Genomic DNA, 14,616 nt, shown 5'->3' with positions numbered 1-14,616 from the left:
TCGGATGTGATAAAGCTCTCTTGAAGAGCCGTTTAATAATGTACCATCTACACAGACAGCAAGTCAACAAAAACTTTTGCTTTTCTGCATTTAATTGACGCGCATTGCTGCCGCTCCCTAGCTTGGATGGCTGCAATAAATGGATTATACAATGAAAACGCTTCGCTGTCAGCCCGTTAAGCAAATTCTTATAAAAAATACGGCCTCGGATTCGAACTCCGGGCCGCATTTGCTGTACTTTCCCTAAGAAAGCGGGTTTTAAAGCTCTCTTCGTCCTTCCAAAGCTTTGGACAGCGTAACTTCATCCGCATACTCCAGGTCTCCGCCTACCGGCAGACCATGAGCAATTCTCGTTACTTTAATCTCGAACGGGCGAACGAGACGGGAAATATACATCGCCGTCGCTTCGCCTTCTATATTAGGATTGGTCGCAAGAATCAGTTCCTGCACCCGTTCATCGCTCAAACGGTTCAGCAGCTCCTTGAGGCGGATATCGTCGGGACCTATGCCTTCCATCGGCGAAATCGCTCCGTGAAGCACGTGGTAGTACCCGTCGAATTCTTTGGTCCGTTCCATCGCCACCAAATCTTTCGGATCCTGTACCACACAGATCACCGAGGCGTCGCGGGACTTGTCCTGACAGATTTTGCATGGATCGGTATCGGTGATATTGCCGCATACGGAACAGTAATGCAGATTGCGCTTTACGCTGACGAGCGCTTTGGCAAAGTCGATGACATCGTCTTCCTTCATGCTGAGCACGTGGAAGGCCAGTCTCGCAGCCGTTTTCGGCCCGATTCCGGGCAGACGGGAGAACGCTTCGATCAGTTTGGCAATCGGCTCGGGATAATACAAGGCCACACTTCCCTTTTACGAATAGTTTAGAACAGACCCGGAATCTTCATGCCGTTCGTGAATTTGCCCATGTCCTGATTGGCGAGTTCTTCGGCTTTGGCAAGCGCGTCGTTAACCGCCGTCTGGATCAGGTCCTGCAGCATTTCCACGTCGTCCGGATCTACCGCTTCCGGTTTGATGTTGATGGAGATTACTTTTTTATGACCGTTGACTTCTACCGTTACGACTCCGCCTCCGGAAGTGCCCTCGACTTTTTTCGTGCCGAGTTCTTCCTGGGCTTTCATCATTTGTTCCTGCATTTTCTTGACCTGCTTCATCATTTGGTTCATATTGTTCATCGCAATCGCTCCTTAAAGTGGGCCTCGGCCGCATTCCGTCGAGACGGAGCGCCGGGCAGCTTTTATTCTTTTATGACAACCAGATTTTCCCCGAACAGATTCAACGCTTCGTCGACCCAGGGTTCTTTGCTGCCGCCTTCCTCTTCTTCATGTTCGAGCTCCAACACTTCCGACTTTGGTGAAGAGGCGGATTCCGCCGATTCGTTCCAGTCTTTTTGCATAATCGTCGTCAAATGCCATTGGCCGCCCAAAAACTCGGACAGCACCTGTTCCACGACTTGGCGGTTCGCCGGCTTTTCGATCGTCTCGCGGTGAATGTCGTTTTTGAACGCTACCAGCACGGAGTCATCCAGCGCCGACACGGGCTCCCCGTTGGTAAACCAGGCGTGCACCGTCACCTTTTCTTCTTTTACCCGCTGCAGCACCTGATTCCACTTGCCTCGGATATCCTTAAAAGATTCGTCGTTCTGGCGCGCGAGATACTGATCCATGTGCGGCGGAAGCTTGGCCATTCGGGAGACTCTCGGTGCATTTTGACGCGCCGCCGGACGCCCTCCGGCCGGTTCGCCTCCTCCTCCCGAAGCCGGCACCCCGCTGCGCATGACCTGTTCCAGCTTCTTCTCCAGTTCGGCAATTTTACCTTCAAGCCGCTTGACGGCCTGAGAATCGGCAGGAGGTCCGCCGGCGCTCAGCGCCTCCCGCCCCTGTACCGCGGCTTGTTCGCCGAGACTGAGCAGGCTGAGCAGCGCCACTTCGAACAGCATCTGCGGATTCGCGGCATACTTCATCTCGTTCTGATAGCGGCTGAGCGTATTGATCGTACGGAACAGATCTTCTTTGGAAAAACGTTCGGCAACCGCTTGAAAAGACGAAGCATCCAGCACGCGTTCCGTCATATGCTCCGCATTCGGCACCATCTTGATCATCAGCAGGTCGCGGAAATAATAGAGAAGGTTCTCCATGCATTTGTCCGCGCTCTTGCCTTCCTGCATCCAACCTTCCACCGTCTGCAGCACACCGCCCGCGTCTTTCGAGGAGAGGCGCTCGGCCAGTGCCGAAAATTGTTCCGACGCGATGCCTCCCGTCATGCCGAGAACCTGCTCGTACGTCACTTTGCCTTCTGTAAAAGCCGAAATCTGATCGAGCACGCTCAAAGCATCCCGCATTCCGCCGTCGGACAAACGCGCAATATACTGCAGCGCGCTATCTTCGGCGTCGATCTGTTCTTTCTTGCAAATTTCGGTCAATCTCGCCGTCTGCTCCTCCAGCGACACGCGCCGGAAGTCGAACCGCTGGCAGCGCGAAATGATGGTAGCCGGCAGCTTATGCGGCTCCGTCGTAGCCAGAATAAACATGGCATGCTCCGGCGGTTCTTCCAGCGTCTTCAGCAGGGCGTTAAACGCTTCCGTCGTAAGCATGTGCACTTCGTCGATAATATAAACTTTACGCCGAACTTCCGTCGGGGCGTACTTGATCTTCTCGCGCAGATCGCGGATCTCTTCCACGCCCCGGTTGGAGGCGGCGTCGATCTCGAGCACGTCCATCACCGCGCCGGCAGCGATTCGTCTGCACGTCTCGCATTCATTGCACGGTTCGGGAGCGGGTCCCTTTTCGCAGTTGACGGCTTTGGCCAAAATCTTGGCGGCGCTCGTCTTGCCCGTACCCCGCGGACCGTTAAACAAATAAGCATGGGATACCCGCTGTTCACGGATGGCATTCTGCAGCGTTCGGATAATATGCTGTTGTCCCACCATGTCTTGGAACGACTGTGGCCGCCAAGCACGGTAAAGCGCAATATGTTCCATCAGCGGCTCCTTCTTTTTGGACTATCGTCTTCCTCTAATTATACTATATTTCGAGCTCGATAAAAAACAAAAAACATCCATGCCCACGGCAAAGATGTTGGTCGTCTCAAACGATAAAAATAAAACCGTGCACCCGTCTTCGATACGATGCCATCCAAGCGGCACCTCTACACAATAACTCGGGCCAGGCCACCCTCCGGCACAAAAGCGGGCTTGCTTATGGCTGCTTCCTTCCGGACCTGACCAGGTTCACAAGTGCTCATTGCGGAGGACCCAACCGTCAACATTATGTGTAGAGACCAAACCTTACAGGGCAAGACCTCGAACGGGAATTCAACCTCGCTATAGCGGATTGCGAGTTACAGGGCACCGCTACCTCCCCATCTAGCACGGCATCCTTTATTATACGTGAACAAACGAGAAAACGCAAACAGGCCGGCAATGTTTCTGCCGGCCGCGGCGCGATGTCGATCTGTGCTCCGCTTGGTTTCGCGCCCCGAGATAGCGACCGGACAGAATCAAGCGAGACTTATGCGTGCCCGCCTACCGGACGTTTCGCCCGGCGCTGATCGACCGGAGGAACATGAGTGTACGAACCGATCACGACGTTCGGCAGCTCTTCGCGGAAGATTTCCAGCATTTGTTTCATGCCCAGAATCTCTCCTTGAGCCGGAGGTATAAGCTCCATGTAGCTTTCCGGGTCGATGTTCAAATTGCGCATTTGGATCAACTTGAGGTCCGTGCGGCGCGCGAATTCGATCATCGCTTCGATCTCTTCCTCGCGGTCGGTAACGCCCGGGAAGATCAAATAGTTGATCGACGTGTAGACGCCCTGCTGCGCCGCATAGATCATCGACTTCTCGACGTTCTTCAGCGTATAGGCGCGCGGCTTATAATACGCATTATAGTGATCGTCCAGCGCGCTGATCGTGCTGACGCGCATGAGATCGAGACCGGCATCCACGATACCGCGAATGTGATCGGTCAGACCCGCGTTCGTATTGATGTTGATATAGCCCATGTCCGTGCGGGAACGCACTTCGCGCATCGCTTCGATAATGATCTTGGCCTGCGTGGAAGGCTCGCCTTCGCAGCCCTGTCCGAAGCTGATGATCGATTCCGACGTTGTCAGGTGCTCCATCATGACCTGCACGATCTCTTCCGTACGCGGACGGAAGTTCATGCGGGTCTGCGGCGCGACGAAGCCGCTGTCGTCCGGCTGTTCCGAAATGCAGCCGAAGCAGCCTGCATTGCAGGAATAAGATACCGGAACGCCGCCTTCCCAACGTCCGAGGAACGTATTAGACGACGTCAGGCATTCATAACCGAGCGCGCAGTTCGACAAATGCTGATACAGTCGGTTCTCCGGGTATTTCTCGATGTAGTCGTGGACTTTCTTGTTCAGCACTTTGCGGTCGCAGTTCTCGGGATTCCACTTTTCCGGATCGTCGCATTTTTCGGCCGTCACGAAGAAAGCGCCGTCTTTCCAGACGACTGCGGAGTAACCGAACAGCGGCAGCTTATATTCTTTATCCGTTTTCACATAACCGGGCAGCGCCAGACGCGTGAAGCCCTGCGGAAGCAGCGCGCCTACGGCCTGCATGCCGTCAAGCGCCACCATTTCGCCGCTCTCGGGATCGAGCGCGACGGGCTTGGTGCTCGGCAGGCCGACCAGCGTCGCGCCGTCGGGCAGCGGAATCAGTTCGTCGTCCATAATTTCGATAATCATGTCGGCGCTGCGCGCCAAAGCAAACAGCTCGGGGTGATCGTATACGTTGCCGTTTTCGTCGGCATAAACCAGATGCATGGGTAAAGTCTCCTTTATATAGCGGGCGGGCGCTTAATCTCCCCGACGACAGGCGAAAGCATCGCTTGCCGACGGAGACTTCTTAATTGGTGGTTACAGGTGCGGAAGCGGTCCGCGCCGGGCGTCTTGTCACGCCGGAACCGGAAGCCGAGCTTCCGCCGTTCTTCGATGACGAAGAAGAATTCGACTTGGAAGAAGCTTCGCCGGCGGCATCGAAGGAAGCCAAAAACTCGGCGTTGGTTTTAGCGTTTTTCAGCTTTTTCAAGAACCCTTCGACAAAGTCGAACGAATCGTTCATATTTTTGCGAATATGCCAGACGGTATCCAGCTCTTCCTTGGAAAGCAGCATCTCTTCGCGCCGCGTGCCGGAACGGCGAATATCGATCGCAGGGAAAATCCGGCGCTCTGCCAGCTTCCGGTCCAGATGCAGCTCCATGTTGCCGGTACCCTTGAATTCTTCATAGATAATATCGTCCATTCTGGAGCCGGTGTCAATCAAGGCAGTGGCCAAAATGGTCAGGCTGCCGCCTTCCTCCACGTTCCGCGCGGAGCCGAAAAAGCGTTTCGGACGATGGAAAGCGGCCGGGTCGATCCCGCCGCTAAGCGTACGGCCGGACGGCGGAATGACGAGGTTGTAAGCGCGCGCCAGACGGGTGATGCTGTCGAGCAGGATGACGACGTCCTTTTTGTGCTCGACCATCCGCAGGGCGCGTTCCAGCACCAGTTCGGCGACTTTGATGTGATTCTCGGGCAGTTCGTCGAACGTCGAAGCGACGACTTCGCCCTTGACCGAACGCTGCATGTCCGTTACTTCTTCCGGGCGTTCGTCGATCAGCAGCACGAACAGCTCGATTTCCGGATTGTTGGCGGAGATGCTGTTGGCCACTTCCTTCAGCAGTTGGGTCTTGCCCGCTTTCGGAGGCGCTACGATCAGACCGCGCTGGCCGAGGCCGACCGGAGCAAGAAGGTCCATAATGCGCGCGGACAAGCGGTTTTGCGTCGTTTCGAGCGAGAGCTTTTTCTCCGGATACAGCGGAGTCAACGCCGGGAAATGCAGGCGTTCCGCCGCAGTAGCCGGATCTTCGCCATTTACCGCATTGACCTGGAGAAGACCGAAATAGCGTTCGTTTTCTTTGGGCGCCCGGCATTTGCCGGAGACCAAATCGCCGCTGCGCAGATCGAATTTACGGATCTGGGAGGCGGAAATATAAATGTCTTCCGCGCTCGGCAGATAGTTGATCGGGCGAAGGAATCCGTATCCCTCCGGAAGAACTTCAAGCACGCCCTGCATGAACATCAATCCGCTTTGTTCGGCCTGGGCACGCAGGATGGCGAAAATCAGTTCCCTTTTCTTCATTTGGCTGTAATACGAAATCTGGTACTGCTTCGCCAATTTATAGAGATCCGTCAGCTTCATTTCTTCCAGATCGGAAATTTGCAAATCCATGTAAAATAACCACCTATTCAATTTTATATTGGAAGGCTCTATCGGCTCCCCGAAAGGGAACGGCCGCATAGAGGCCATATTGGCTTCGTTGAAAAAGCATATTGCAAAGCAAACGCAAAGGATGAGACCTTGCGAATCTATCGGAAATGGCGGATTCGGCCGCCTTGAATGTCGTCGCTCCATGAGGACGATTAGGAAGTTCGGAATGAATACACGTTGTCACAAAAGTTAGAGGCCGGGCAATTCCCGAACATTTTGGAGTAAAACGACTGGAAATGAAAGAAAAACGGAGAAAAAACGTCCATTTACGATAAGCATTACCCATTTTCTTAAACCCTGATTCGATAAACCCGAAAAAAGTGCAGACGCGGCGGAATCCCGCGTCTGCCAAAAATCAGATCGTTTGGCGCCAGACATCCGCTCCGAGGCTGCGAAGATTCGCCACGAGATTGTCGTATCCGCGGTCGATGTATTCTACGCCTTCAATCTCGGTCACGCCGTTGTCTACGGTCAGTCCGGCAATCACAAGCGCCGCGCCGGCACGCAAATCGGCAGCCTGAACTTTGGCCGCGTTGAGCTGACCGCCTTCGATCACGGCCGAACGGCCCTCGACACGAATTTTTGCGCCCATGCGAATCAATTCCGGCACATGTTTGAACCGATTGCTGTACACGAAGTCGCTAAGGACGCTTGCTCCGGCAGCCTGCGTCAGCAGGCTGGTCATCGGCGACTGCAGGTCGGTCGGGAATCCCGGGTAAACCAGCGCTTTGACGTCGACGTGCTGATAATCCGGTCCGCCGATGATCCGAATGCTTTCGTCCATCTCTTCGACGGTTACGCCCATTTCCTGCAGTTTGGCCGTCAGCGCCTCCAAATGCTTCGGAATAACGCTGTCAATCAGAACGTTGCCTCGTGTCGCGGCGGCGGCAATCATATAAGTACCGGCCTGAATACGGTCGGGGATAATCGAATGTCGGCAGCCATGCAGTTCCTGAACGCCTTCGATACGGATGGTTTCCGTGCCGGCGCCCTTGATGCTGGCTCCCATGGAGTTAAGTAAAGTCGCTACGTCTATAATTTCAGGCTCTTTGGCCGCATTTTCGATAATGGTGGAGCCTTTGGCTTTGGCGGCCGCCAGCATGATGTTGATCGTCGCGCCTACGCTTGCGACGTCCAGGTAGATTTTGGTACCGCGCAGTCCTTCCGAGTGCAGATGGATCGCGCCGTGTTCGTTGACCGCTGTCGCGCCCAGCGCTTCGAATCCTTTGATATGCTGGTCGATCGGACGGGGTTCAAAATTGCATCCTCCCGGCAGCCCGATCAGCGCCTCGCCGAACTTGCCCAGCAGAGCGCCCATCATATAATAAGAAGCCCGCAGCTTTTTGACCGGCCCGTTAGGCATCGGAATCGACTTCACGTTCGAGGGATCGATCCGCATCTGACTGCCTTCCCAGGATACGCGCGCACCGAGTCCTTCCAGAATCTCGGCATAGACCGCTACGTCGCTGAGCAGCGGGAGATTGTCCAATATCACTTCGGAATCCGCAAGCAGCGCCGCGGGAATAAGCGCGATCGCACTGTTTTTCGCACCGCTGATCGTGACCGTGCCTTGGAGCGGACGTCCACCGGTGATCATTAATTTCTCCATAAGTTGAAAGGTCCCCCTACTTGATGTGCAGCCATTCGAAAAAGACTGGAAATGATGTTGCCGAATTTAAAACAAAATGGAAAGACACCGGTTGAACGGTGACCTTTCCATAATGAATGAGCGCTTCGGATTTTGCAATAAAAACTGAAGCCGTGCGCAAAAATTACGCCCTTCAGCCCAATTATCGCTTAGGCTTTGTTGCTGGAACCGAATTCTTTGATTTTGCCGATAACCGTTTGCTTGATTGCGTCGCGGCCCGGTTGAATGAATGTGCGCGGATCGTAAGCGTCCGGCTTGGCAGCCAGAACTTCGCGTACGACTTTCGCGAATGCGATTTGGTTCTCGGTGTTCACGTTGATTTTCGACGTGCCCAGCGAGATCGCTTTTTGGATGTCGTGAGTCGGGATGCCCGTACCGCCGTGCAGAACGAGAGGGAGCTTAACCGCGTCGCGGATTTCTTCCATCTCTTTGAAGCCCAGGTTCGGCTCGCCGTGGTAAGGACCGTGTACGGAACCCAGAGCCGGAGCCAGCGTGTCGATGCCCGTCTCGTTGACGATGCGTACGCACTCGTCGAGGTCGGCATACATGATTCCGCCGATTACGTCGTCTTCCTGGCCGCCTACCGTGCCGACTTCGGCTTCTACGGAAGCGCCTTTGGCATGAGCGTACTCCACGACTTTTTTCGTCATTTCGATATTTTCGTCGATCGGATGGTGCGAACCGTCGATCATAACGGAAGTGAAGCCGGCGTCCAGAGCCGCTTTGCACTTGTCGAAGCTCGAACCGTGGTCGAGGTGGATCGCGACCGGAACGGTGATGCTCATGTCCTGGATCAGGCCTTCGACCATCTTAACGACTGTATTGAAACCGCCCATGTGGCGAGCCGCGCCTTCGGATACACCGAGGATTACCGGAGATTTCTCTTCTTCGGCAGCGCCCAGGATGGCTTGCGTCCACTCGAGGTTGTTGATGTTGAACTGACCTACCGCGTATTTTCCTTCGAGAGCTTTGTTCAACATGTCTGTCATCGAAACTAATGGCATGGTTGTTCCTCCTAATTAAATGTTGGATTTCTATATTGAGCCGACATCCATACTTCCTCATTATAACACTGTCGCCCCAAATACTAAACAGGCAGGTTGCAAAGTTGCAAGGAATTTGCATGAACGACAAAAACGTTCGGAACGCTCACTCTCCGCGAAGATAGCGGCCCACGGCCAGACGCATTTCGTCGATGTCGAACGGCTTGGTAAAATGCATCAGCGCGCCTTGATCCTTCGCTTCCTTGATCATGTCGAGCTCGCCGTAGGCGGTCATCATGATCACCTTGATTTCGGGGTCCATCGCCTTGATATGCCGAAGAATCTCCAGACCGTCCATGCCCGGTATTTTCATATCCAGCAGCACGAGGTCCGGCCGATCCTGCTGCAGAAGGTTAAGCGCTTCCTTGCCGTTGGCCGCCTGATACGTCTTGTAGCCTTCGCTTCCGAACACTTCGGTCAACAGCATGCGGATTCCGTTCTGATCGTCAACGATCAATATTTTATGTTCGCTCATGTTCACTAATCCTCCCCCGATTTTCCCGCCGGTCAGCGGCATGACTTCTCCCGCCGGAGCATCTAACCCGGAGGACCCGCTCGAGCGCTGCCGTCTTGTTTGTTCAAAAACTAATTCGACCTTTTCCATCCTACTCCTGCTAATTCCAGCAAACAAGGCCGAATATTTCCCATTAACGGCGAGGATCGGAAAGCTTCGCGGCCCAAATCGGACGACTGCCGATCCTGGAAAGCTCCGGACGCAAAAAGAAGCCCGGACTTCGTCCGGGCTTCAGGCTGTCATGCATTAGATCGTGTACGTAATCGCGGCTTTGACGAATTCGCGGAACAGCGGCTGCGGACGGTTCGGTCTGGAGGTGAACTCCGGGTGGAACTGTACGGCCAGGAACCACGGGTGATTCGGCAGCTCGACGATTTCGACCAGACGTCCGTCCGGCGAAGTGCCCGAGATCACGAGGCCCGCCGCTTCGATCTGCTCGCGGTAAGCGTTGTTGAACTCGTACCGGTGACGGTGTCTTTCGTAGACCAGCTCGTCGTCGTAGCACTGCATCGCGAGCGAACCTTCCACCAGCTTGCACGGATACAGGCCCAGACGCATCGTACCGCCGAGGTCTTCGATATCCTTCTGCTCCGGCAGCAGATCGATGACCGGGAAAGGCGTGGACGGATCGATCTCCGAGCTGTTCGCGCCTTCCATATTCGCCAGGGCACGGGCATACTCGATAACCGAAACCTGCATGCCGAGGCAGATCCCGAAGAACGGCACGTTGTTTTCGCGCGCGTAACGGATCGCCGTGATCTTGCCTTCGATGCCGCGATCGCCGAAGCCGCCCGGCACGAGAATGCCGCCGAGTCCGCCGAGCATTTCCTCCACGTTCTCTTCGGTAACTTCTTCCGCGTCCACCCAACGGATTTTGACGTCCGCATTCGCGTCGAAGCCGGCATGCGACAGCGATTCGACGACGCTCAGGTAAGCGTCATGCAGCGCGACATATTTGCCGACGATGGCGATTTCGACCGTCTTTTCCAGTTTGCCGATCCGGTCGACCAGCGCTTCCCATTCCGTCATGTCCGGCTGAGACGTGTCGAGTTTCAGGTGATTGACGACGATCTCGTCCAGGCCTTCGGCGCGCAGATTAAGCGGCACTTCATACAGGGTCGCAGCGTCGCGGCATTCCACGACGGCATTCTTGTCGAGGTCGCAGAACAGCCCGATCTTGGCTTTGGTGTCCTCGGACAGCTCGTGTTCGGTCCGGCATACGATCACGTTCGGCTGAATGCCGATGCTGCGCAGTTCTTTTACGCTGTGCTGCGTCGGTTTGGTTTTGATCTCGCCGGCAGCCTTGATATAAGGAATCAGCGTGACATGGATGTACATCACGTTATCGCGGCCTACGTCGCTGCGCATCTGGCGGATGGATTCCAGGAACGGAAGACTCTCGATGTCGCCTACCGTACCACCGATTTCGGTGATGACGACGTCGGAACCGGATTCGCGTCCGGCACGCATGATGCGTTCCTTGATCTCGTTGGTGATATGAGGGATAACCTGAACCGTTCCGCCCAGGTATTCGCCGCGGCGTTCTTTGCTGATGACCGAAGAGTACACTTTACCCGTCGTCACGTTGCTGTTCTTCGACAGGTTGATATCGATGAACCGCTCATAGTGCCCGAGGTCGAGGTCCGTCTCCGCCCCGTCGTCGGTCACGAATACCTCGCCGTGCTGATACGGGCTCATCGTTCCCGGGTCGACGTTGATGTAAGGATCGAATTTCTGGATGGTCACTTTCAGGCCTCTGTTTTTCAATAGCCTGCCGAGCGATGCGGCCGTGATGCCCTTGCCCAGCGAGGACACGACCCCGCCCGTTACGAAGATATACTTGGTCACTGTGTAAAAACCCCCTGTACTTTCAATGTGATTGAAGCTGTAAACGTTCCGGCGCATCGGATGAAGCAGATCGGGATGGCTGTGCGTATGGAAAAACACCCTATAAAAACAAAAAAAGTGACACCCGTGTCCACGGGGCACTTTTTATCGTCTCTTGCATATATTCCGTACCTAAATCAAAAGCCCAAGCAATAGTTTACCTTTTGACCAGAGGGCTGTCAAGCAGGGAAAGCAGGCATTTTCAGCCCGCTTCTCCGCCCGCGAAAAGCACCCGAAGAAGGCGCAGCGAAGGACTTACTTCTCGTCCTCGCCGTCGAACTCTTCTTCTTCCTCTTCCTCTTCTTCCATAATATCTTCGTCTTCGATCTCTTCGCCTTCGATCTCTTCGTCCTCTTCGATTTCGTCGTCGACGATGACGTCTTCATCCACGTCGTCCTCGTCGCCGTCGAACAGATCGTCATCCTCGTCCTCGTCGTTCGTATCGTCGAACGATTCTTCGTCGGCATCGGCGATGTACGAAGTTTCCTCGTCCAGATCGTCGTCGTCCTCGTCGTTGATGATGCGCGGACGCTTGGCGCCCACGACCGGGTCTTCGGACTTCTCGATCGGGTACCAACGCTTCAGGCCCCAGAGGTTGGTTCCGACGCACGCGAAGCGCCCGTCGATGTTGATCTCCGTATACAGCTGGGCGATCATGTTCGCCGCTTCTTCGTCGGTAAGCCCGCGCTGGCGCGCGACTTCCTTCATCAGATCCGGATAATAGTAAGGCTCGTTGACTTTCTTCAAAATCATGAAAGCCAAATCGACCATCGGCATTTCGCGGATTTTCTCGTTGTCGATCGACAGTTCAATCGGTGCAGGTGTCAAATGGACACTTCCTCTCAAAGCATAATGCAATTCGTAAAGTTCAAGAAAAAAGTCAAGATAAGTAAAACGCATTCGCGCTTAAAATGCAAGAAGCACCGGCGATTTTTAACGCCGCCCGGCAAAAGGCACCCGTCCCTTTGCTGCGCAGGCGGCGAAAAGGCCGCCTAGCGGCCTCTTCCCGCGGGAAGTCTCGGCCGAATCCGCCGAAACGTCCCGTTCTTACATCCGCTCCGGAGCCGATACGCCGATCAGACGCAGAACGTTGGCGATGACGATGCGAACCGCGCCCAGCAGCGCCAGGCGCGCCTGCGTCACGGCGGCGTCTTCCGTAATGAAGCGTTCCGCTTTGTAGTAGCTGTGCAGCATCGCGGAGACTTCGTAGACGTAACGGGTCAAACGATGCGGCGCATAGCCTTCGGCGGCGATGCGAATCTCTTCCGGCAGTTCGCCCAGCTTGCGAAGCAGGTCGTACTCGTGCTCGGCCGTCAGCTTGCTCAGATCGACCTGATCGAGCGGCAGTACCTTGACGTTCTGCTCTTCCGCCTGACGGAAGATGCTGCAGATGCGCGCATGCGCATACTGCACGTAGAAAGCCGGATTCTCGTTCGACGTCGAAACGGCAAGGTCCATGTCGAAGTCCAAGTGCGAATCCATGCTGCGCATCGTGAAGAAATAACGCATAGGATCGACGCCGACTTCGTCCATAAGATCTTCCATCGTCACGGCCTTGCCGGTGCGCTTGGACATTTTGACTTTCTCGCCGCCCTGGAACAGGCTGACCATCTGAGCGATCAGCACGACAAGCTTGTCGGGGTCGTTGCCGAGTCCCTGCATGGCTGCCTTCATCCGCGGAATGTAGCCGTGGTGATCGGCTCCCCAGATGTTCATCACTTTGTCGAAGCCGCGCGCGTACTTATCGCGGTGATAAGCGATATCCGGCGTCAGATACGTGTAGGTACCGTCGTTTTTGATCAGCACGCGATCCTTGTCGTCGCCGTAAGCGGTCGTTCTCAGCCACGTCGCGCCGTCCTGTTCGTACACTTCGCCGCGGCTGCGCAGCTCGTCGAGCGCGTCCAGCACCTGACCGTTCTCGTACAGCGACGTTTCGCTGAAGAAGACGTCGAAGTGGACGCGGAAGCGGTCAAGGTCCCGGCGGATTTTTTGCATTTCTTTTTCCAGCCCGAACGTGCGCAAGTATTCCATCCGTTCGCCCTGGCTCATCGAGAGCAGACGGTCGCCTTCGAGCTCGACGAGTTCTTTCGCGAACCCTTTGATGTCTTCGCCGTAGTAGCCGTCTTCCGGCATCTCGGCGTCCTGACCCAATTCCTGCTTATAGCGGGCTTCGAGCGACAGGCACAGGTTGGTGACCTGGTTGCCGGCATCGTTGATGTAGTACTCCCGAGTCACGCCGTAACCGGCAAAATCGAGCAGGTTGCACAGCGCGTCGCCGACGGCGGCGCCGCGGGCGTGGCCAAGGTGCAGGCTGCCGGTCGGATTGGCGCTGACGAATTCGAGCTGGACGCGCTTGCCTTTGCCGTCCTCGATCCGTCCGTATCCTTCGCCCTGCGCATATACCGTGCCGATGACCGGATACAGATAGCTTTTGTTCAGCGTGAAGTTGATGAAGCCCGGTCCGGCGATTTCCGTACGCTCGATGCCGGCCGCGGCGCGGTCCAGGTGCTCGAGGATCGCTTCGGCGATCATGCGCGGATTTTTCTTGGCGATCCGGGTCAGCTGCATGGCAACGTTGGTCGACAGGTCGCCGTGGGATTTATCTTTCGGCACTTCGAGCGCGACTTCCGGAATGTCGGAATCGGCCACGAGGCCGGACTTGGCAATCGCCTGGGCGACCGCCGTTTTTACGGTATTTTCAAGCTGTTCAAGCGGGTTAATCGTCATGTCGTTTGACTTCCTCCTGTATGGTTAAGCTGACGGCGAAATGGCCCGAGATCGCATCGTGGATTTCCAGCTCGTACTCCCAGTAGATCTCCCCCGATGCTCCCTGCATACGCACGCGCAGATCCCGGGTGTGGGCGATCAGCGCGAAACGCGTGTAAGGCGAACGGTAAAAACCGGACAGACTGCTTCCCTTGCGGAAGGACTGCTCCGATTCCACCTCGCCGTGGCGAATAACTTTCAATTCTTCCTGCGTGACCTTAAGCAGCGTCCGTACGCTCCCCCGGCTTCCGTCCGCGCCCGGCTCTTCGTAACGGATATACAGCGACTTGCCTTTCCGATAAAGCTGTCCGGCGAGCGTCTGCTCGACCGTCTCTTCGTCCTGCCGGCTGACGATTCGGATCAGGACGGGGCTCATGCCTTGCATCACGCTCTCGCTCCAATCGCTCTGATAAAGATTTCTTCTATGATACTATAGCATATTCCCGTATGTTGACCTAGTTCAATTT

The 14,616-nt window shown here is 55.4% G+C and carries 12 protein-coding genes and 1 other RNA gene; all 13 read right to left on the bottom strand.

All coding sequences use genetic code 11. The features are described from left to right. Positions 1-258: 258 nt before the first annotated feature. The 13 genes from recR to GYN08_RS23270 all read right to left on the bottom strand — a co-directional run bounded on the left by recR (position 259) and on the right by GYN08_RS23270 (position 14,534). Positions 259-855, bottom strand: a complete 597-nt coding sequence (gene recR, locus GYN08_RS23330) for a recombination mediator RecR (RefSeq protein WP_166280177.1) — start codon at positions 853-855, stop codon at positions 259-261. A 26-nt stretch (positions 856-881) separates the two neighbouring features. Next, complete coding sequence (locus GYN08_RS23325; protein ID WP_166280174.1) at positions 882-1,193, bottom strand: YbaB/EbfC family nucleoid-associated protein; 312 nt, start codon at positions 1,191-1,193, stop codon at positions 882-884. A gap of 62 nt (positions 1,194-1,255) precedes the next feature. Next, complete coding sequence (gene dnaX, locus GYN08_RS23320; protein ID WP_166280171.1) at positions 1,256-2,998, bottom strand: DNA polymerase III subunit gamma/tau; 1,743 nt, start codon at positions 2,996-2,998, stop codon at positions 1,256-1,258. Between the two features lie 125 nt (positions 2,999-3,123). After that, positions 3,124-3,391, bottom strand: an RNA gene (gene ffs / locus GYN08_RS23315) — signal recognition particle sRNA large type. A gap of 136 nt (positions 3,392-3,527) precedes the next feature. After that, positions 3,528-4,805 (bottom strand): radical SAM protein, encoded by a 1,278-nt coding sequence (locus GYN08_RS24175; protein ID WP_166280168.1) that lies wholly within the window; start codon positions 4,803-4,805, stop codon positions 3,528-3,530. Between the two features lie 82 nt (positions 4,806-4,887). Further along, positions 4,888-6,252: a transcription termination factor Rho gene (gene rho / locus GYN08_RS23305; protein ID WP_166280165.1), complete on the bottom strand. Its 1,365-nt coding sequence runs from the start codon at positions 6,250-6,252 to the stop codon at positions 4,888-4,890. A gap of 394 nt (positions 6,253-6,646) precedes the next feature. Beyond that, positions 6,647-7,900, bottom strand: coding sequence for a UDP-N-acetylglucosamine 1-carboxyvinyltransferase (locus tag GYN08_RS23300; RefSeq protein ID WP_166280162.1), 1,254 nt, complete (start codon positions 7,898-7,900; stop codon positions 6,647-6,649). A gap of 188 nt (positions 7,901-8,088) precedes the next feature. Further along, entirely contained in the window at positions 8,089-8,943 is an 855-nt protein-coding gene (gene fba, locus GYN08_RS23295; protein WP_166280159.1) for a class II fructose-1,6-bisphosphate aldolase, read from the bottom strand. A gap of 145 nt (positions 8,944-9,088) precedes the next feature. Next, on the bottom strand, positions 9,089-9,457 hold the full coding sequence (locus GYN08_RS23290) for a response regulator (RefSeq protein WP_166280156.1): 369 nt from the start codon (positions 9,455-9,457) through the stop codon (positions 9,089-9,091). 285 nt (positions 9,458-9,742) lie between these two features. Continuing rightward, on the bottom strand, positions 9,743-11,344 hold the full coding sequence (locus tag GYN08_RS23285) for a CTP synthase (protein WP_166280153.1): 1,602 nt from the start codon (positions 11,342-11,344) through the stop codon (positions 9,743-9,745). 294 nt (positions 11,345-11,638) lie between these two features. Further along, positions 11,639-12,160: a DNA-directed RNA polymerase subunit delta gene (gene rpoE / locus GYN08_RS23280; RefSeq protein ID WP_235946457.1), complete on the bottom strand. Its 522-nt coding sequence runs from the start codon at positions 12,158-12,160 to the stop codon at positions 11,639-11,641. A gap of 270 nt (positions 12,161-12,430) precedes the next feature. Continuing rightward, positions 12,431-14,110 (bottom strand): arginine--tRNA ligase, encoded by a 1,680-nt coding sequence (gene argS / locus GYN08_RS23275; RefSeq protein WP_166280147.1) that lies wholly within the window; start codon positions 14,108-14,110, stop codon positions 12,431-12,433. Further along, entirely contained in the window at positions 14,100-14,534 is a 435-nt protein-coding gene (locus GYN08_RS23270; RefSeq protein WP_166280186.1) for a DUF1934 domain-containing protein, read from the bottom strand. The genes argS and GYN08_RS23270 overlap by 11 nt, the downstream gene beginning before the upstream one ends. Positions 14,535-14,616 lie beyond the last annotated feature (82 nt).

This window comes from Saccharibacillus alkalitolerans, from assembly GCF_011090185.1.
GTDB lineage: Bacteria > Bacillota > Bacilli > Paenibacillales > Paenibacillaceae > Saccharibacillus > Saccharibacillus alkalitolerans.
Note: the sequence above shows the minus strand (reverse complement) of the source record. Positions and strands in the feature narration are given on the sequence as shown.

Bases quoted from the DNA above. Each gene is read 5' to 3' on its own strand.
- GYN08_RS23325 (WP_166280174.1), bottom strand. From the start codon at position 1,193: ATGAACAATATGAACCAAATGATGAAGCAGGTCAAGAAAATGCAGGAA.
- dnaX (WP_166280171.1), bottom strand. From the start codon at position 2,998: ATGGAACATATTGCGCTTTACCGTGCTTGGCGGCCACAGTCGTTCCAA.
- GYN08_RS24175 (WP_166280168.1), bottom strand. From the start codon at position 4,805: ATGCATCTGGTTTATGCCGACGAAAACGGCAACGTATACGATCACCCC.
- rho (WP_166280165.1), bottom strand. From the start codon at position 6,252: ATGGATTTGCAAATTTCCGATCTGGAAGAAATGAAGCTGACGGATCTC.
- GYN08_RS23300 (WP_166280162.1), bottom strand. From the start codon at position 7,900: ATGGAGAAATTAATGATCACCGGTGGACGTCCGCTCCAAGGCACGGTC.
- fba (WP_166280159.1), bottom strand. From the start codon at position 8,943: ATGCCATTAGTTTCGATGACAGACATGTTGAACAAAGCTCTCGAAGGA.
- GYN08_RS23290 (WP_166280156.1), bottom strand. From the start codon at position 9,457: ATGAGCGAACATAAAATATTGATCGTTGACGATCAGAACGGAATCCGC.
- rpoE (WP_235946457.1), bottom strand. From the start codon at position 12,160: ATGCCGATGGTCGATTTGGCTTTCATGATTTTGAAGAAAGTCAACGAG.
- argS (WP_166280147.1), bottom strand. From the start codon at position 14,110: ATGACGATTAACCCGCTTGAACAGCTTGAAAATACCGTAAAAACGGCG.
- GYN08_RS23270 (WP_166280186.1), bottom strand. From the start codon at position 14,534: ATGCAAGGCATGAGCCCCGTCCTGATCCGAATCGTCAGCCGGCAGGAC.